At 38.8% G+C, this 18630-nt stretch carries 20 protein-coding genes; 5 read left to right on the forward strand and 15 right to left on the reverse strand.

Features of this window, described 5'->3' with window-relative positions; all coding sequences use genetic code 11:
* Nucleotides 1-72 precede the first annotated feature (72 nt).
* Complete coding sequence (gene barA / locus GQR39_RS00230; protein WP_165734534.1) at nt 73-2847, forward strand: two-component sensor histidine kinase BarA; 2775 nt, start codon at nt 73-75, stop codon at nt 2845-2847.
* A gap of 82 nt (nt 2848-2929) precedes the next feature.
* Here barA and pdxJ read toward each other — a convergent pair whose 3' ends face one another.
* The 10 genes from pdxJ to rpoE all read right to left on the reverse strand — a co-directional run bounded on the left by pdxJ (nt 2930) and on the right by rpoE (nt 11638).
* Nucleotides 2930-3661 (reverse strand): pyridoxine 5'-phosphate synthase, encoded by a 732-nt coding sequence (gene pdxJ / locus GQR39_RS00235; RefSeq protein ID WP_007581734.1) that lies wholly within the window; start codon nt 3659-3661, stop codon nt 2930-2932.
* 22 nt (nt 3662-3683) lie between these two features.
* Nucleotides 3684-4376: a DNA repair protein RecO gene (gene recO, locus GQR39_RS00240; protein WP_007581733.1), complete on the reverse strand. Its 693-nt coding sequence runs from the start codon at nt 4374-4376 to the stop codon at nt 3684-3686.
* A gap of 20 nt (nt 4377-4396) precedes the next feature.
* Nucleotides 4397-5329, reverse strand: coding sequence for a GTPase Era (gene era, locus GQR39_RS00245; protein WP_007581730.1), 933 nt, complete (start codon nt 5327-5329; stop codon nt 4397-4399).
* Nucleotides 5319-5996, reverse strand: a complete 678-nt coding sequence (rnc, locus tag GQR39_RS00250; RefSeq protein ID WP_007581728.1) for a ribonuclease III — start codon at nt 5994-5996, stop codon at nt 5319-5321. Before rnc ends, era begins: the two co-directional genes overlap by 11 nt.
* 2 nt (nt 5997-5998) lie before the next feature.
* On the reverse strand, nt 5999-6934 hold the full coding sequence (gene lepB / locus GQR39_RS00255) for a signal peptidase I (protein WP_007581726.1): 936 nt from the start codon (nt 6932-6934) through the stop codon (nt 5999-6001).
* Nucleotides 6935-6950: 16 nt separating this feature from the next.
* Nucleotides 6951-8738 carry a translation elongation factor 4 gene (lepA, locus tag GQR39_RS00260; RefSeq protein ID WP_007581724.1) on the reverse strand — a complete coding sequence of 596 codons (1788 nt, stop codon included), beginning with the start codon at nt 8736-8738 and terminating at the stop codon, nt 6951-6953.
* A gap of 275 nt (nt 8739-9013) precedes the next feature.
* The gene (locus GQR39_RS00265; RefSeq protein ID WP_165734535.1) at nt 9014-9463 is read right to left on the reverse strand and encodes a SoxR reducing system RseC family protein; all 450 of its coding nucleotides are present in this window, start codon (nt 9461-9463) and stop codon (nt 9014-9016) included.
* Nucleotides 9464-9482: 19 nt separating this feature from the next.
* Nucleotides 9483-10433 carry a MucB/RseB C-terminal domain-containing protein gene (locus GQR39_RS00270; RefSeq protein ID WP_007581719.1) on the reverse strand — a complete coding sequence of 317 codons (951 nt, stop codon included), beginning with the start codon at nt 10431-10433 and terminating at the stop codon, nt 9483-9485.
* Nucleotides 10434-10437: 4 nt separating this feature from the next.
* Nucleotides 10438-11055, reverse strand: a complete 618-nt coding sequence (locus GQR39_RS00275) for an RseA family anti-sigma factor (RefSeq protein WP_165734536.1) — start codon at nt 11053-11055, stop codon at nt 10438-10440.
* 1 nt (nt 11056) lies between these two features.
* Entirely contained in the window at nt 11057-11638 is a 582-nt protein-coding gene (gene rpoE / locus GQR39_RS00280) for an RNA polymerase sigma factor RpoE (protein ID WP_165734679.1), read from the reverse strand.
* A 246-nt stretch (nt 11639-11884) separates the two neighbouring features.
* On the opposite strand from rpoE, the gene nadB reads away from it, so the two are divergent.
* Complete coding sequence (nadB, locus tag GQR39_RS00285; protein ID WP_165734537.1) at nt 11885-13495, forward strand: L-aspartate oxidase; 1611 nt, start codon at nt 11885-11887, stop codon at nt 13493-13495.
* On the opposite strand, the gene GQR39_RS20185 is transcribed toward nadB, so the two are convergent.
* Together GQR39_RS20185 and GQR39_RS00290 are read right to left on the reverse strand one after the other, a co-directional pair.
* Entirely contained in the window at nt 13470-13826 is a 357-nt protein-coding gene (locus tag GQR39_RS20185; protein WP_240918159.1) for a hypothetical protein, read from the reverse strand. The two genes, nadB and GQR39_RS20185, sit on opposite strands and share 26 nt — an antisense overlap.
* A gap of 55 nt (nt 13827-13881) precedes the next feature.
* Nucleotides 13882-14133 (reverse strand): succinate dehydrogenase assembly factor 2, encoded by a 252-nt coding sequence (locus tag GQR39_RS00290; RefSeq protein ID WP_007581709.1) that lies wholly within the window; start codon nt 14131-14133, stop codon nt 13882-13884.
* A 164-nt stretch (nt 14134-14297) separates the two neighbouring features.
* Here GQR39_RS00290 and GQR39_RS00295 point away from each other — a divergent pair, with 164 nt between their 5' ends.
* Both GQR39_RS00295 and GQR39_RS00300 read left to right on the forward strand, forming a co-directional pair.
* Entirely contained in the window at nt 14298-15209 is a 912-nt protein-coding gene (locus tag GQR39_RS00295; protein ID WP_165734538.1) for a folate-binding protein YgfZ, read from the forward strand.
* A 12-nt stretch (nt 15210-15221) separates the two neighbouring features.
* On the forward strand, nt 15222-15707 hold the full coding sequence (locus GQR39_RS00300) for a peptidylprolyl isomerase (protein WP_007581704.1): 486 nt from the start codon (nt 15222-15224) through the stop codon (nt 15705-15707).
* Nucleotides 15708-15748: 41 nt separating this feature from the next.
* Here GQR39_RS00300 and GQR39_RS00305 read toward each other — a convergent pair whose 3' ends face one another.
* The 3 genes from GQR39_RS00305 to GQR39_RS00315 are packed head-to-tail and all read right to left on the reverse strand — an operon-like array spanning nt 15749 to nt 17432.
* The gene (locus GQR39_RS00305; RefSeq protein WP_165734539.1) at nt 15749-16231 is read right to left on the reverse strand and encodes a hypothetical protein; all 483 of its coding nucleotides are present in this window, start codon (nt 16229-16231) and stop codon (nt 15749-15751) included.
* Nucleotides 16232-16256: 25 nt separating this feature from the next.
* Entirely contained in the window at nt 16257-17069 is an 813-nt protein-coding gene (locus GQR39_RS00310; RefSeq protein ID WP_007581700.1) for a DUF481 domain-containing protein, read from the reverse strand.
* A gap of 42 nt (nt 17070-17111) precedes the next feature.
* Nucleotides 17112-17432, reverse strand: coding sequence for an HI1450 family dsDNA-mimic protein (locus tag GQR39_RS00315; RefSeq protein ID WP_007581697.1), 321 nt, complete (start codon nt 17430-17432; stop codon nt 17112-17114).
* Between the two features lie 366 nt (nt 17433-17798).
* On the opposite strand from GQR39_RS00315, the gene GQR39_RS00320 reads away from it, so the two are divergent.
* A complete protein-coding gene (locus GQR39_RS00320) occupies nt 17799-18590 on the forward strand; it encodes a crotonase/enoyl-CoA hydratase family protein (protein WP_165734540.1) in 792 nt (263 codons plus the stop codon).
* Nucleotides 18591-18630: the final 40 nt, after the last annotated feature.

Here is an 18630-nt window from a genome sequence, read left to right on the forward strand (position 1 = left end):
TTTAGATGCTTTAGAATGCGTGTTGAACCGTATATACTCAAATCATACTAATAACGATAAAACGCTCCCATTATGACCAAATTAGGCTTACGCGATTCTGTTTTAACACTGACCCTGATCCCAACGGTGATCATAGGATTACTACTTGGTGGCTATTTTACAATAAATCGTTACATTGAGCTTGATGAAATTTTATATCAGCAAGGTACTACTATTTCTGAGCCACTTGCTATTGCGCTTGAGCAACCCATGCTCGAAAAAAACAAACAGCTATTGAATCGCCTTATAAGCTACACACATAACAAGCACTCTCCTACAATTAAGTCAATTGCAATTTTTGATAAAAATAATGCGCTATTAATGACGAGTAATTATCACCGCTCATTTGAAAAGTTAATTAATCAAAAAACGCTCATAAATTTAAAAACGACCCACGTGCAAAAGTCAGATGAGCTTGTTACATTCTTCACGCCCATTATTAACCATACAAGTCACGACTCTAAATGGGATCCATCTGCTTTTCAGTCATCTCTGGGCACCGTTATTATACAGCTAAACAAAGACCAAGCGGTTATAGGGCAGCAACGTGCTTTATTAATTAGCGGTATTGTAATTATTTTATCATTGGTGTTTGCAGCAATTTTAGCTTTAAGGTTAAGCCGCATGTTTATGACGCCGCTTAATAAGTTAGTACTTGCAACCGACAAGTTAGTGGAAGGTAAAAGAAGTACTGGCCTTAACGACAACATGATAGGTGAATTTGAGCTATTGCGAGAAGGCTTAAATACCATTGCTCACACTATGGTGATGCAAAAAGATGAAATGCAAAAAAATATTGACCAAGCAACTAGCGACTACCGCGAAACACTAGAGCAATACGAAACTTCAAATATAGAGCTCTCATTTGCAAAAAAAGAAGCTCAAGATGCTAACCGCGTAAAATCAGACTTTTTAGCTAAAATGAGTCACGAACTTCGTACTCCGTTAAATGGTGTTATTGGATTCACACGCCAGCTTTATAAAACACCACTAAACAAGCATCAAAAAGATTATCTCGATACTATTATGCTATCAGCAAATAGTTTAATGACTATTATTAGCGACATTCTAGACTTCTCCAAACTAGAAGCGGGTGCAATGGAACTTGAGTCGATTCAGTTTCAACTTCGTGATGCAGTAAATGAAGTAATGACACTACTTGCTCCTAGCGCACACGATAAGCAATTAGAGCTATCCATTTACATTAACCAACAAGTACCAGATGACTTAACGGGCGATCCCACTCGCTTTAAACAAGTACTGATAAACCTATTAAGTAATGCGATTAAGTTTACTGAAAAAGGCTCCATTAAGGTCGACATAAGCCATCGGTTACTCGACGACGAACGTACTTCTTTACTTGTGTCAGTAACAGATACTGGCGTGGGTATACCTGTGGATAAGCAAGACTCTTTATTTACGCCATTTGGGCAAGCGGACTCAAGCATTACACGTAAGTTTGGTGGTACAGGTCTTGGCCTCATTATTACCAAGCATATTGTTGAAGCGATGAATGGCCGCATAACATTAAACTCTGCACCAGGTAACGGTACCTGTTTTACATTCAATAGTGTGTTTAGTTTGCCCAATCATGTATTTACTAACGACTTACCGACTAAATCGCTCATTGGTAAGCGTATTTTGTATTTAGAGCCACACGAGCATACACATCACGCTGTACTTTCGTTATTGACTCAATGGGAATCAAGCGTAACGGCATGTTTTAACGAGACTAGCTTTTTAGACGCTATAAAAAATACTGAACATAAATATGATGTTTGCTTAATTGGCCATATGGCATCAGTTGATGATATGCAGCAACTAAAAAGCTATGTGAAAGCCGTGCGTGAATCTACTGATTACTTATATTTAATGCTTAATACTGTATCGCACAATATGCGAGAAGCCTTTATAGGCAGCGGTGCTGATGCGTGTTTAAGTAAACCACTTAATCACCGTAAGTTATGTGAAGTACTTGCTGCACCTTACAGGCTTGACCACCCTACTCATAATATTGAACAAAACGATCAAGCTTTGCTGCCGTTAAAAGTATTAGTTGTTGATGATAACGATGCCAACTTAAAACTTCTCCATACTTTATTAAGTGAACAGATTGAAGTAATAGAAACGGCACATAATGGTTCACAAGCATACAGCTTAAGTAAAAGTCATAAATACGACATAATTTTTATGGATATTCAGATGCCAATTATGGACGGTATAACCGCATGCAAGCTTATACAAGAATCATCACTTAATGAAGATACACCAATTATAGCTGTAACGGCACACGCCCTTCAAAGCGAAAAAGAGCAACTACTAAAAGATGGCTTTAAAGGCTATTTAACTAAGCCTATTGATGAAGATATGCTTAAACAAATTATTAGCGATCATAGTCCACAGACCCCGGTTAATCGCGATAAAGCTAAAACAGATACACCACAAAGCCCGGCTCCATTTCAAAGTAGTCGAATTGATTGGGCACAAGCCCTGCAGCGTGCTGGAGGAAAGAGCGAGTTAGCGCTAGAGATGCTTAATATGCTACTTCTAAGCGTCCCTGAAACTCTTACATTGCTTGCTAAAGCGATAGAGAGTAATGATTGTCAGCAAGTCCTAAGTATTGTCCACAAGTTTCATGGCGCATGTTGTTACACTGGTGTACCAAAACTTAAATCACTCGCAGAAACAATTGAAACATCACTTAAAAATAAATGCTTGTTAGAGAATATTGAACCTGAATTATTTGAGTTACAGGACGAGCTTGAAAACTTACTTGCTGATGCAAGCGTAACTGAGCTACAAAGATAAGCTTTGAATTTTAGATACAAAAAAACGCGGCATTAACCGCGTTTTTTTAATTAAGCTTTTTAAATACTTATGTAGATTCGTATTACATTCTTGCTTCAATCATTAATCGTTTCATGTCGCGTACGGCTTTATCGAGCCCATCTATCGCTGCACGAGCAATAATAGCGTGGCCAATATTTAGCTCATAAATCTCAGGCATCGCGGCAATGGGTTTAACGTTATGGTAATGAAGACCATGGCCAGCGTTAACAATCAAACCTAAGCTTGCTGCGTATTTAACACCTTCACGAATATGCTCTAACTCTTTGTGTAAATCAGTATCATTTGTTGCATCAGCATACGCGCCTGTGTGTATTTCTACATAAGGAGCACCACATTCTTTAGCTGCATCTAATTGTGCTTTATCTGCATCAATAAATAGCGATACTTTAATACCCGCGTCGGTAAGCGTTTTTGTTGCGGCTTTAATTTTATCTATATTACCCGCTACATCTAAGCCGCCCTCGGTGGTTAACTCTTCGCGCTTTTCAGGTACTAAACACACGTACTCGGGTTTTACTTCAAGCGCTATCTGTATCATTTCATCGGTAACAGCGGTTTCAAGATTCATGCGAGTTTGGATAGTTTTAGCCATCACATAAACGTCGCGATCTTGAATATGGCGTCTGTCTTCACGTAAGTGAATCGTAATACCGTCTGCGCCTGCATGCTCTGCTACACTGGCTGCATGCGCTGGATCTGGGTAACTTGTTCCACGCGCTTGACGAAGTGTTGCAATATGATCTACGTTTACACCCAAAAGAATATCTTTCATTTTCTTACCTGTAAAATTACGTTTATTGAGAGGCCATAAATAGCTCACGGCTTTTTAATGGTTTACTACCTAATAAGGGTTTTAATAAATAGCGACTTAATTGCTTTGCCATATATAGCACATCACTTTGGCTAAAGTCATGATTTGCTATGGCGTTGAGTTGTTTGCCACTAAATCCAGAACGCGTATCTTCTTGTACTAAAAAACCAAGTTCGGGGAAATAACTATACGTCTGCTTTTCATCTATTGGTTCACCACTGGCATCAAAACTAAAATCCACGCCATAACCGAGTAATTCCAATAATTGAAATTCGTACGAGCGAAGCACTTCTTGTAAATTGGCTCCGCTGTTTAGGTTTCCTAGGTGGGATTTATATAGCTCAAATACTTGTTCAATTGGCTCATTAACAGGAACGATGCGGTTAGTCAGTTCGTTCAAATAAAAACCACAATAAAGCTCATCACCTTTTAAAAAGTGCGGGTTACCATGCAGTTCAAACTTATTGATATATTTTAAATCGTACTTGCCACTGTAATTAACAAGGAGTGCCTGGAACGGCTGAAGTTGTGCTTTATGTTTAGTGGCCTGGCGACCACTAATTCGGGCCAGCATTCTTAACTGACCAACGCCTTCTACAAGCATATCTAACATTACCTGGGAGTCACTATACGGACGCCTATGTAATAAATACGCGGTGTAGAAGTCGCTATCCATTCACTAAGCTACTGCTTGGTTTAGTCTTCACTGTAACCTAAGCTTCTTAGTGCACGTTCATCATCAGCCCAACCCGACTTAACTTTAACCCAAAGCTCTAAAAATACTTTGTTATCAAGCATTTCTTCTATGTCTTTACGAGCTTCACGGCCAATGGTTTTTAGCTTTTCGCCTTTATTACCAATAACCATGCGTTTTTGTGTTTCGCGCTCAACAAGAATTAACCCATTGATGTGCCAAATACCGTTGTCTTGCCATTTAAACTGCTCAATTTCAACAGTCACAGAATACGGTAGTTCTTCACCCATAAAACGCATTAGCTTTTCACGAATAACTTCAGCTGCCATAAAGCGCATTGAACGGTCAGTTACATAATCTTCAGGAAAGTAAAATTCGCAAGGAGGTAAGCGTTTAGTTACCTCTGCTTTGATTAAATCAACGTTTTTACCTTGCGTTGCCGATACTGGCATAATTCCAACAAAATCAAACTTGTCACTTAACCACTTCATATGAGGCAATACAAGATCACGGTCTTTAACTTGGTCAATTTTATTAATAACTAATAATACAGGCTTACCACTTTGCGATACTTTATTAAGTACCATATCGTCATCTGCATTCCAATGAGTGCCTTCAACGACAAAAATAATAAGCTCTACATCGCCGATAGAACTAGACGCTGCTCGATTCATTAAACGGTTAATAGCACGCTTTTCTTCAACGTGTAGACCCGGTGTATCTATGTATACCGCTTGGTGTTTATCTACGGTATGAATACCCATAATACGATGACGTGTAGTTTGTGGTTTACGTGAGGTAATACTCACTTTTTGCTCAATGATTTCATTAAGCAAAGTCGATTTACCTACGTTTGGTCGACCGACAATCGCCACCATTCCACAAAATGTATCTACATCACGTTCATGAGGCTGTATTAAGGTATCAAGGTTCATTTTTAAGTATCTTCAATGCTTTTTCAGCAGCTTTTTGTTCGGCCTTACGGCGCGAGCTACCAACAGAAATTATGCTATCCATTCCATCAACAATACATTCAACCGTGAATGTTTGATTGTGTGCTTGGCCTTGTGTATCAACCACTGTGTAGCCCGGTAACGATAATTTACGGGCTTGTAAATACTCTTGCAGCAGGGTTTTAGGATCTTTCTGGTTAAGCCCTGGTGAAATAGCATCCAAACGTGATTGGTACCACGCCAATATAAGATCGCCACAACTGTCGATACCTGAATCTAAAAATGCAGCGCCTATAATAGCTTCTACTGCATCAGCAAGCGTTGACTCGCGACGAAAACCGCCACTTTTAAGCTCGCCCGGCCCTAAGCGTAAATAATCGCCTAGACCAAATTCAAGACCAAACTCAGCAAGTGTTTGACCACGCACAAGTGTTGAACGCATGCGACTTAAATCGCCTTCACGCGCTTTAGGGAATTTGGCATAAAGTGCATTGGCAATCACAAAGCTTAAAATCGAGTCGCCTAAAAATTCTAGTCGCTCATTATGTTGGCCTTTGTGGCTGCGGTGCGTCATTGCTTGTTCAAGTAAACCTTGATCAGCGAATTCATAGCCAATTTTTTTATATAATTCTGTTACATTTTTTTTCATCGTTACTGAATATTACCTAGGCGTTCAAAGCGAACACCAGTTGGAACCCATCCTGGTAAAATATCATCAGGGCCATTCTCAAATTCAAAACTCATCCATATAAAGACAGCTTTACCCACCAAGTTTTCTTTTGGTACAAAGCCCCAAAAGCGACCATCTTGGCTGTTGTCGCGGTTATCACCCATCATAAAATAATGATCAGCAGGAACAGTCCATTCATCAGAAGGCGTGCCCGGTTGCTGATAGTAACGCCCTTTTCTTTCAGGCGCTTGTGGGTTGATTAATATATCATGCGTAACTGTTGTTAAATTTTCATTCACACGAGCTAGAGGCATTGGGCCTTGTTTAAATTCGTTATCATTAATTAGTTTAAAATCAATTTTATTGAATTCATTACATAAAAGCTCACCCTGTTGGGTTTCGCCTTCTTTACAGTTTGGCTGAATATATAAACGTTTATCACGATAAACAATTTTATCGCCAGGTAAACCAATCGTACGTTTAATATAGTCAACACTTTCATCTAAAGGGTATTTAAAAACAACAATATCACCACGTTCAGGCTCACCGATATCAACTAACTGAGTGCGCCAAACTGGGTCTTTTATTCCATATGAATACTTTTGTACTAAAATAAAGTCACCCACTAACAGTGTAGGCATCATTGAACCAGATGGAATTTGAAACGGTTCAAAAATAAATGATCTAAAAATAGTAATTGCTGCAATCATCGGGAAAATCGACTTTGCTGTTTCTGTTAGTACTGGTTCTGGTGCAATTAATGCCGCAGTTTCTTCATCTAACGGAGCTCCAGCAGACGTTTGCGCTATCGCTAAGCGTTCCTGTCTTTTAGGTGCATACATTAAGTGATCTATTAACCATATTAAGCCTGAGCCTAAGGTTAATAGCACCAATAAAACTGAAAAATAACCAGCCATTTATAATCCTTTGTTTTTATTTACCAACTTTTAAAATAGCTAAAAACGCTTCTTGAGGCACTTCAACATTACCTACTTGCTTCATACGTTTTTTACCATCTTTTTGCTTTTTAAGTAGCTTTTTCTTACGACTCACATCGCCACCGTAACACTTAGCAATTACGTTTTTACGTAACTGTTTTACCGTAGTACGTGCAATAACGTGTTGTCCAATCGCTGCTTGAATCGCAATATCAAACATTTGACGAGGAATAAGCTCTTTTAATGCATCAGCTAATTGGCGACCACGAGACTGAGCACCATCACGGTGAACAATAATCGCAAGTGCGTCAACACGCTCACTATTGATTAAAATATCAACACGCACCATATCTGATGTTTGAAAGTGTTTAAAGTTATAATCAAGCGATGCAAAACCACGGCTTGTTGATTTTAATTTATCAAAAAAGTCCATTACCACTTCAGCCATAGGTAGCTCATACGTAACAGCTACTTGCTTTCCGTGATAGGTCATTTTTGTTTGGCTACCGCGTTTTTCAATACACAAAGTAATAACATTACCTAAGTATTCTTGTGGTACCAAAATATTAGCTTCAACAATCGGCTCACGAATTTCTAAAATATCGTTTACTGCAGGTAAATCAGACGGGTTATCAATCTGGAATGTACCTTCTTTAGTAACTATCTCATAGATTACCGTAGGTGCCGTTGTAATTAAATCAATATCGTATTCACGCTCTAAACGCTCTTGAATGATTTCCATGTGTAGCATACCTAAAAAGCCACAGCGGAAACCAAAACCTAATGCAGTTGAATTCTCTGGTTCAAAGAATAACGACGCATCGTTTAAGCTTAATTTATTAAGCGCATCACGGAATGATTCATACTCATCAGATGCAATTGGGAACATACCTGCATAAACCTGAGGCTTAATTTTTTGAAAACCAGGTAAACGAAGTGGAGCCGCATTTTTTTGATGAGTTATAGTATCGCCTACTGGCGCACCATGTATCTCTTTGATGCCAGCAATAACAAACCCTACTTCACCTGTTCTTAAAATACCGGTGTTAGTTTGCTTAGGTGTAAACACACCCACTTGGTCGGCAGTATGTATATGCTCATTCGACATTATTTTTATTTTGTCGCCAGTGCGTAATTCACCGTGCTTAATACGCACTAATGATACAACGCCTTGGTATGGGTCAAACCAAGAATCGATAATAAGTGCTTGTAGAGGTCCATCTGTATCGCCTACTGGCGGCGGAACATCTCTAACAATCATTTCAAGAACTTCGGCAATACCTACACCCGTTTTAGCGCTACATTGCACTGCATCAAGGGCATCAATACCAATAATTTCTTCAATTTCTTCTGCAACGCGCAAAGGATCCGCTTGCGGTAAATCGATTTTGTTAAGTACTGGAATTACTTCTAATTCCATTTCAATAGCGGTGTAACAGTTAGCTAATGTTTGTGCTTCAACGCCTTGGCCTGCATCGACAACGAGTAGTGCACCTTCACATGCAGCTAAAGAACGCGATACTTCATATGTAAAATCAACGTGTCCTGGAGTATCAATGAAATTAAGTTGATAAGTTTCGCCATCGTTCGCTTTGTAATTCAACGTTACACTTTGCGCTTTAATGGTAATACCACGTTCGCGCTCAATATCCATTGAATCCAAAACTTGTTTTTGCATTTCACGGTCGGTTAAACCGCCACAAACTTGGATCAAACGATCTGAAAGGGTCGATTTACCATGGTCAATATGGGCGATGATCGAAAAATTACGGATATGCTTCATAAACTGGATTCTATACTTCTATTTTAATGGACTAAATATGAATACCTAAGTGACTTGAAAATACTTGCTGTAGGATGCCATAAGCTCAGTTTGTAAATTACAAACATCACGAATGCTTTTTAATATTGATTAAAACCATTTTATTTATTGAATAACAATAAGTTAAATTTATTTAACTTACATAATTCAGCTAGATAAAATAATTTAAAAAACCACTATTCCCTGTATTTCCAAGTTACTTTGGTATAAAACGGCAATTTTACATTTAATTGGCGTCAATCACCATCTATTTGAGTTAAAGGGATACTAATTGGGTGAATTTTTATAACTTTTATATCGTGCTTTAGCGATTTCACGCGAGTTTTAGCTATAAAGAAACCAGTAACACCACCTAAAGCTGCAGCTAAAATTTGCCAACCTTCGGAAGACATAAATAATTGCGCTGCAATCAGTGCAAAAACCAGACTTAAAAGCAGTGGTAGCATGTATACCGCAAATGCATGCTTAACGACGTGACTATCATCAAGTGACAAGGTTACCTTTTGTCCTACTTCAACAGAGGATTCAAATTTATAAGGGAAGGTTTTTTTTGCAGTGCCAAACAGCTTACCAAACACTTGTGAGCCGCAACGACCATTGCAGCCTTTACAAGCTTGTTTTTGTTGTGCTTCTAAATGAGCAATGTGGCCATCGAGGGCCACAACAGTGAGGGTTTGTTCAATCATAACAATCCTTACGAATCGTTTATAATGCGCGGGTAACTGACTCAGCAATCGCTTTTGCGGTCATACTCGGTACATTACCAACAACCGATACATCAAAATTACCGCCATTATGCACATATACTGTCGTTGCACCAGAGGTTAGTGCACCACTTAAACGCTTACCCGGTAATGGACGCTGAATAAATACCGAAATTTCAACAAAACCATCAGAGAACAAGTAATAGTCTGTTAATTCGTTATTTAAATCGAGCTTATGTCTGTCTGATTTTAGTAATTCAAAGCCATCCGGTAACCAACTAATTTGCCAGTTAGTAGCTGTACTGTCTTCGTTTATAAGTGCATCGTTTGGTAAAGGCGTTGGAAAGTTTCGATTGAGCACTTCAAGTAACATACCTGCTGGCTGCTCTGTCACACTAATGTGAGTAAGCTGTAACTGCTCTAAGGCCTCACCTTCATGGTTAACGTACGCGGCTTTTAGTAATAACGACGATTCCATATCCAGCCAAATCCAATAATTATATTTATACTCGTCTTTAGATTCTATGCGAACTAGTTGAGCAGCACGCCCTGCAATACGACCTTTCCCGCCTAATACAAAATCATAGTGCGCGCTTAAGCGATCTATATCTTTAAAAAGCACTTCAGGAATTGGACCCGCTATTGAATCTGTTTTTAGGGAGTATGGTTCTGACTGAGGTTCAAAATAAGTAACTTGGTTGTCAATACGGACCATTTCAAGCCCAGCACCGTTAAGTAAACTTAAATGCTCAAGTTCTGTGTCACCTTGTAAAGCATGCACCCATCGGTAGGGTTCCATTGTTTTACCTTTGACAACCACAAACGAAGCGTCAAAATTACGGGTGTGAACGGCATTAGCCATTTTTAGTAATAAATCTTTGGCAGGATTTGTGTCGTTGGCAAATGCATTAAAGCTTACTACCAACGACAGAACAAAAGTGATTACTTTCATTTAATTAGTTTTTTTCCTCAGACGCTTTGGTATTAGTTTGCGCTGTTTCTAAAGAATTCGCAACTCGTGCTTGGCGTTGATGCTCAAGGACTAATGCACCAATACGTTGTTGCTGTAATTCACGTAAACCTTGCTCTGCATTTTCAAGCGCAGGCTCAGATGAGTAACTTACTGGCGACGCCATACCTGTCAGCGGTGTGGTTTGTAGTAATGGAATTTCGCTTTGTTGCTCGTTGTTACTTTGAGGAAGCGTATTAACGCCCACAATAGCAAACATTGCCACACTGGCTGCAATTGCTAGTTGAGCAACTGGCTTGCGCCAATTAAAAGCCACTACTTTATTATCTTGTACCGTCTCAGTGATTGCTTGAGGCTGTGTTTTTGACTGACTAAAGTCAGCATAAACAGGCTCGCTTTCTAGTGCTAATGCAACGCGATCGCTAATATCAATATGTATGTCGTTATTATTTTTTTGAGCACGCATCGCATCACCAATTAACGCATAACGGCCAAACGTAGTTACATCTTGCTCTGCAATTTCTGCATCAGTCAGATGTTGCTCGCCATCAAGTAATGCCGATAACGCTTCGTTATCTAACTTGTTAAGGTGTGCTTTTGTCATACTAAGACTCGCCTATTAATGGGTTTAATTTGTTATCTATTGCTTCACGGGCACGAAATATACGCGAACGCACAGTCCCGACCGGGCAATCCATTACCACTGCTATTTCTTCATAGCTCATCCCTTCGATTTCTCTAAGGGTGATTGCGGTTTTAAGATCTTCAGGCAAACTATCAATCGTATTAAAAATAACAGCGCGTACTTCTTCGCTTAAAAGTAGGTTTTCAGGAGATGCATTAGATCGCATTGAATCTGCACAATCATAAAACTCGGCATCTTCAGCGTCTATATCATTTGCTGGCGGCTTACGCCCCTGGGCTACTAAGTGATTTTTAGCACAATTAACGGCAATACGGTATAACCACGTGTAAAAGGCGCTGTCACCTCTAAAGTTTGGAAGTGCACGGTAAGCTTTAATAAAAGCCTCTTGTGCTACATCAGCAATATCGCCTTGGTTTGATACATAACGTGAGATCAAACCTGCAATTTTGTTTTGATACTTCTTTACTAATAGGTTGAAGGCGTTTTTATCTCCTTGCTGGACCCTTTTTACTAGCACTAAATCTAATTCCTGCTCGCTCATTCGAGCCGGTACTCCTATGTCTGATTTTTGCTTGTTATTCATATTGTCGTCATTGTTCACAAATACTCTGACCTCTTTATGAATAAAAAGTTCTGCTTAATATTATTTTTTTATAAAATAGATGATAAATAACGGCGCTAAGCCTTTAAAATCACTACGTAGTAGTATGACAAATATGGTACAACTACAGATATTAAAAACAAATATTGCTCTATACGAGCATTGTAACCGCAAAGTACCTCTGACATGAACCAAAATAAACATCACATTGCAGATGTCGCTATTATAGGTAGCGGCGCAGCAGGCTTATCACTTGCATTATCTCTAGCTAATTATTGTAACGTTACCGTGATCAGTAAAGGAGCGCTTACAGAAGGTTCTACTTTATATGCTCAAGGTGGTATAGCAGCTGTATTTGATAAACAAAACGACAGCATAGAATCTCATGTTGAAGATACACTCGATGCGGGCGGCGGTTTATGCGACAGAGACGCTGTTCATTATACTGCCAGCAATGCTCACGATTGCCTACAGTGGTTAATCGACCAAGGTGTTCCCTTTGATATGGAGTTTGATAGCAAAGGAAAAGAGCGTTTTCATTTAACACGTGAAGGCGGTCACAGCCATCGTCGTATTTTGCATGCAGCCGATGCTACTGGCAAAGCTGTGCAAACCACGCTTATTAGCCAAGTTAAAATTCATAAGAATATAACGCTCTTAGAGCAATACAATGCTATTGATTTAATTACAGATAAAAGCGCCGGAAAAACAGGCTCACACATTGAAGGTATGTATGTGTGGAACAAAAAAGCTAAAAAGGTAGAAACCATTTCAGCTAAATTTGTTGCTCTTGCCACTGGTGGCGCAAGCAAAGTGTATTTGTATACATCTAATCCAGATGTATCAAGTGGTGATGGCATTGCAATGGCATGGCGCGCAGGCTGTAAAGTTGCCAATATGGAATTTAATCAATTTCATCCAACGAGCCTTTATCATCCAGAGCTACAAAACTTTTTAATTACAGAAGCTATGCGCGGTGAAGGGGCTTATTTAAAACGACCTGATGGCACTCGTTTTATGAAAGATTTTGACAGTCGTGAAGAACTTGCTCCACGCGATATAGTGGCACGCGCAATCGATTTTGAAATGAAGCGTTTAGGTGCTAATTGTGTTTATTTAGATATTAGCCACAAAGATAAAGACTTTATTATTGAGCACTTTCCTACTATTTACGCAAAATGCCTAAGTGTAGGGCTTGATATAACAAAAGAAGCAATCCCAGTTGTACCTGCTGCGCATTACACTTGTGGTGGCGTAATGACCGACTTTAACGGTAAAACAGATCTCGATAACTTGTATGCTGTTGGCGAAGTCGCTTACACAGGCCTACATGGTGCAAACCGTATGGCAAGTAATTCATTATTGGAATGTATTGTATTTGCCCACGCTGCAGCTAAAGATATTTTAAGTAAAATTGAACATGCACCAGAGCCAATGGCTCTACCTCATTGGGATGAAAGCCGTGTTAGTAACTCTGATGAAGAAATTGTTATTACCCATAACTGGCATGAACTACGTTTATTTATGTGGGATTATGTAGGTATTGTACGCTCTACTAAACGCTTAGAACGTGCACTGCATAGGGTTGAGTTGCTGCAGCAAGAAATACACGATTATTATGCAAACTTTAGAGTAAGTAATAACTTGCTTGAGCTTCGTAACTTAGTACAAGTGTCAGAACTCATTATTAGAAGTGCAATGGAGCGAAAAGAAAGCAGAGGCCTACATTATACTATTGATTACCCCGAACAAAATAAAAATCCAACACCGACTATTTTGACTCCAAAACGCAATTAACCGCGCTTAAAGTAGCGCGTTTTAGACGCGCATAGCTTTGTTCATTAATACCATTGGCTGAAATTATAAGCCAATGGTTGTTACTAAAACCTTTAATATGTAGCCATATATTATTGCCATAAAAACGGCTTTTTTTACTAATTTCACCCTGAATTTTTAAACCTTCACCCTCAAACCTAAATAACTTGGGTTCTAGAATTATAACGCCATGGTTTGGATGAATTGCCAACACTTTTTGCCACACCAAAAAGCCAGCAAATATATTAATTATCAAACAAAAAAGCATAGCTAGTAGCGAATCTAAAAATAAACATAATATTAAACTGAGCATGCAAAAAAAGACCACAATAGGTTTGTGGTCAGCGTTATTATTAGTAACTGTAAACCTATACACGAACTCGGTCTAAGATCAGCGAAACCATACCGTTTAACTGCTCATCTTTACATTCTTGATGACCCATAAACCATGCAAATAAGTCAGGGTCTTCTTCTGTTAGCAAACGCTGAAAAATAGCCTGTTGCTCTGCGCTTAAAGAGTCGTATGCTTCTTCAACAAACGGCATAAACAAAACATCAAGCTCTAACATGCCACGACGGCAAGCCCAACGAATACGTGCTTTACTATGAATTTCAACCATTTTAAACCTCATACTTAATTGACTCGAGTTTAACAAACACAAGCCTATTTAGCAGCTATTAATCTCTCATTAAAGAATAAACCCGCACCAATAAGCGCTTGTCTGTACCATACGTAACAACTGCGTTATTATGTCACTTCATTTATATTGCAAAGAAGGTTTTTATGTCGAGCGTTTATGCATGTCCGTTATCTCATCAACTTATTAGCCTCTGCGGTGCTGATAAATTATCTTATTTACACGGGCAAATCTCTCAAGATCTAAATAAATTAACCAGCAGTAATTATTTGTGGGCTGGCCATTGCAGCGCTAAAGGTAAACTTTGGGGCGTATTTAAATTATTTTCTTATCAAGACAGCTACTACCTTACAGGCAGCGAAAACGAAGTAGAAAAATCGTTAGCTGAGCTAAAAAAGTATGCCGTATTTGCAAAAGTTGACATTAGTGCATGTTCAAAGCGATTAATTGGTCTCATTGGTGATGATTTATCGGGTGTACTCGCACAACTTGATATTAACTTTGAAGGTGATGCGAGCGCGTGTGACTTTGAAAGCGGTAAAGCACTAAAATTAGCTGATAACCGTGTTTTATTGATGGTCGATAGCCAGTTTAGTATGCCTGATGACGTATCTACACTTGATAACGAAGCTCCTTGGCAACAAGCATCTATGCTTGCAGGTGAACCTCAGTTAAGTGCAGATGCAATTGGCGAGTATGTTCCTCAAATGGTAAACCTACATGCTATTGGCGGTATAAGCTTTAAAAAAGGGTGTTATACCGGTCAAGAAACTGTGGCTCGCATGAAGTACCTAGGTAAAAATAAGCGTGCAATGTATATAGTTTCAGGTCAAAGCGAAGGGATACTTTCAGAGCCCGATTTAGAAACCCAATTAGGCGAATATTGGCGCCGTGCGGGTAAACTTATTGCACAAAGCTTTAATGAACAAACAAATAAATTAACAGGCCTCGTTGTGTTGCCAAACGATACTGATGTAACTCAGGTACTTCGTGCAAAACACACACCTCAGGTGGAGCTAAGCATTCTGCCTCTACCCTACTCTCTTGAAGATGAATAAATAGGAATGACTATGATCGTTGCGGCAAACAAAGTGGTAAAAATGCATTATTCGGTAATGGATAATGATGGCAATAGCATTGATAACTCGTTCGGTGGTGAGCCACTACACTTTATCATTGGCACAGGCTACTTAATTTCAGGCCTAGAAAATGCTTTGCAAGGCAAACAACCAGGCGACACACTTAGCGTAAAAGTTGAACCTGATGAAGGTTATGGCGAACGCCACGATAACCTAATGCAAGCTGTACCTAAGTCGATGTTTGAAGGTATGGAAATTGAAGTCGGCATGCAATTTCGTGCATCAACAGATGATGGTGACCAATCAGTAATGATCATCGATATCCAAGATGAAGAAGTTATTGTAGATGGTAATAACCCACTTGCAGGCATAACACTTAACTTTGATGTAGAGATACTAGAAGTACGTGATGCAACCGAAGAAGAACTCACTCATGGTCATGTACATGGTGAAGGTGGGTGTGGTCACGACCACTAATACACTGTTAAACCAAGAAAAAAGCGCCTAGGGCGCTTTTTTTATATCATATTGTTGCGCTTAACCGTTTCAGTTTTTGCCTTACTAGGCAGCGCGATTGATACATTCTTTTCTTTTAGAGCGGCTAGTAAACCTTTTTGATCGTTTGTGCCAACTCGATACAAAGTGCCATCTTTAAGCGTTAGCTGTATTGCACTAAAGCCAGATACTGTATACACCCAACCATCGTGAGTAATTCGCATACCAATACCGTGTCTGTAAGAGTTTTGAACTGCCTTAGCTTCTACTACTTCGTCAAGCTCAATGCTTTGCCCTGCAACGCCTGGGCCAAACGCCCAGCTAATATTCTTATCATCTACTTTTACTGTTAGACCATGGAACAAAAAGCCCACCAGCACTAAAATCCCAGCAAATATCATTAAAGGTCCATCAGCGCCTAACAAGTTCCATGCAAGCGCTACAAAACCGCCTATCCACGCTAATACAAAAAAGATAAACACCGCATACTGTTTATGCTGATACATAATATTCTCTAAATTAAATAAATACTTAAAAGCTGTACACCAATGTAGCACTCAGCTCTGAGTCAAACTTGAGTTTATCATCTTCGGGTTTTGAATTATAACGATACATGTAGGTAAATTTGAGTGATACCGCACCAATCACTTGGCTTATTAGTGCGGTTTCCGATTTTAAGCGAGAATTAAGACCTGAGAGCGACTGCTCTATACTCACATCTTGATTAAAACGAGTACGCTTAGAAACCAAACGTTCCCACTGCATTGCAACACGTACTAAATAACCGGTTTTATTAATTTCATCTTCGCTCACATCCGAATCTTCATCCGCTACTGAACGGTATAAACCAGGTCCTATATCAATATCTACTTTGTTTTTAGAGCCTTGATATACACGTGCACCATAGCCTGTCGCCACCGTACTTTTAAAATCAAGTCCACTAAACTCATCTTCTTCGTAATCACCGTAAATAAAAAATGAGGAGTTTTTAACACCTACTTTATAGTTACCTTGCGCTGATACAAAAACACGATTAGCTGTAACATCAGTGCCACCGCTTTCATCGTTCTCATCACGCTTATAAAGAGAGTCTATTTTAAATTGGTTACGCCACTTTTCAAAGTCTTGGTATAAATTACCTTTGAGCTTAAAACTGGTCGAATTGGTGTTACCTTTACTTAGAATAAAGCCAAATTCAGTATCACCGTAGAACATGTCACCTTTGTGTAACTCATGAATTTCTTCATCAGAGAGCTTGCCATATTCATGAAAATCTTCAAATGGATCAACGGCCCAACTTGGGCTGCTAATTATTAAAAAAATTAAAAATAAATACTTACGCACAATACTCTCTCTGCACACAATTATAAAAATAAGCAGTATTGCTTATTCAGTTTCTTTCCATAAAATATGACAAAACGGAGCATCTTTATCACGACTAATCAAAATTTTAGCAAACAAAACATCATCATTTTCAAATTCTAAACCAACCAACACCTGAATAAAGTGCTCTGGCTCTATTTCAAGGGCTACAAAGTCTTGCCACTGGTCATCTGGCTCGTCTTCTTCAATAAAGCCTAGGTCTTCTCTAAACTCATTAAAGTCTTCAACATCTTTTTCACTCAAGTTATTTGGCGCTAACTCTAAAAAAATATCATAAGCTTGGTGAGTAGCTTCTTCTACCGTATATAAACGTGGACCCGACATATGTGCTTACCTTAAGCTTTTAAGTTGCGCTATATTATCAAATCTCATCATCATTTTGATAAAAAAAAACGTAAAACACTGACTTTTTTGTAACCGAGTCATGCTTTATTCAGCATACAACTAAATCGATAAATAACAATTCACCTAAACTATTGAATATAAAGATTACTTTTATTATTTTAGTTAAAATAACAACGTAAAATATTTTTATTATCTTAGGTCCGAATTGTTTAGCTTTTTCTCATCTAAAACCAATCCTTTAAGACTACGGCTTTAGCAATAAATTCCATTTATTTAAAAAATACCGTCACTTTACTTAATTCCTATAACAACATAAGCTCAAGCAACAGGTCAGAGGAGTGTGTAATGATAAAACTAGAAAAACAAAATGGCATTGCAACCGTCACGCTTAGCAGAGCAAAAAAACAAAATGCATTAAGCTTTGAAATGTTTGTAGAGCTAAACAAAGCCATTAAAAATATAAAAAGAGATCGTAGTATTCGTGCTGTGGTAATAAAAGGTGATGGCGAGCATTTTTGTGCAGGCCTTGATATATCTGCAGTAATGGCTACACCAATGAACATAGTGAAATTATTGCTTAAATGGTTACCAGGCAATCAAAATTTAGCGCAAAAAGTAGTATTAGGCTGGCAGTCACTTAGTGTGCCCGTTATTGCACAAATTGATGGCAACTGTTTAGGGGGTGGTTTGCAAATAGCTTTGGGGGCAGATTACAGAGTTGTTCATATTGATGCCAAACTTGCCATTATGGAAGCGCGTTGGGGATTGTGCCCCGATATGGGCGCAAATGTAATGATGAGCGGTTTAGTTAAGCGCGACCAAGCACTTTGGCTTGCAAGCCACGCAAACCCAATCACTGCACAACAAGCAAATGAGCTAGGTTTGGTTACTAAACTTACCGATGATACTCACCAAGCAACGCAAAACATGCTCGATACATTACTTGAGCGTTCACCAGATACGCTCGCTGCAATTAAACGCATTACACAACTTAGCTATAAACCAAACCAACGAAAAATACTCGCTAAAGAAACCTTCAGCCAAATTCGCTTATTGTTAAACCCAAACACTAAAAAAGCAATTGCTAAAGCAAAAGGAAAAGCGAATATAACCTACGCAAATACAAAGCACTGGTAGACTATTGCACAATGCATAAAAGAGTTTGATTTGTTAAAGT

Source organism: Pseudoalteromonas sp. C8 (assembly GCF_011378685.1).
Classification (GTDB): Bacteria; Pseudomonadota; Gammaproteobacteria; order Enterobacterales; family Alteromonadaceae; genus Pseudoalteromonas; species Pseudoalteromonas arctica.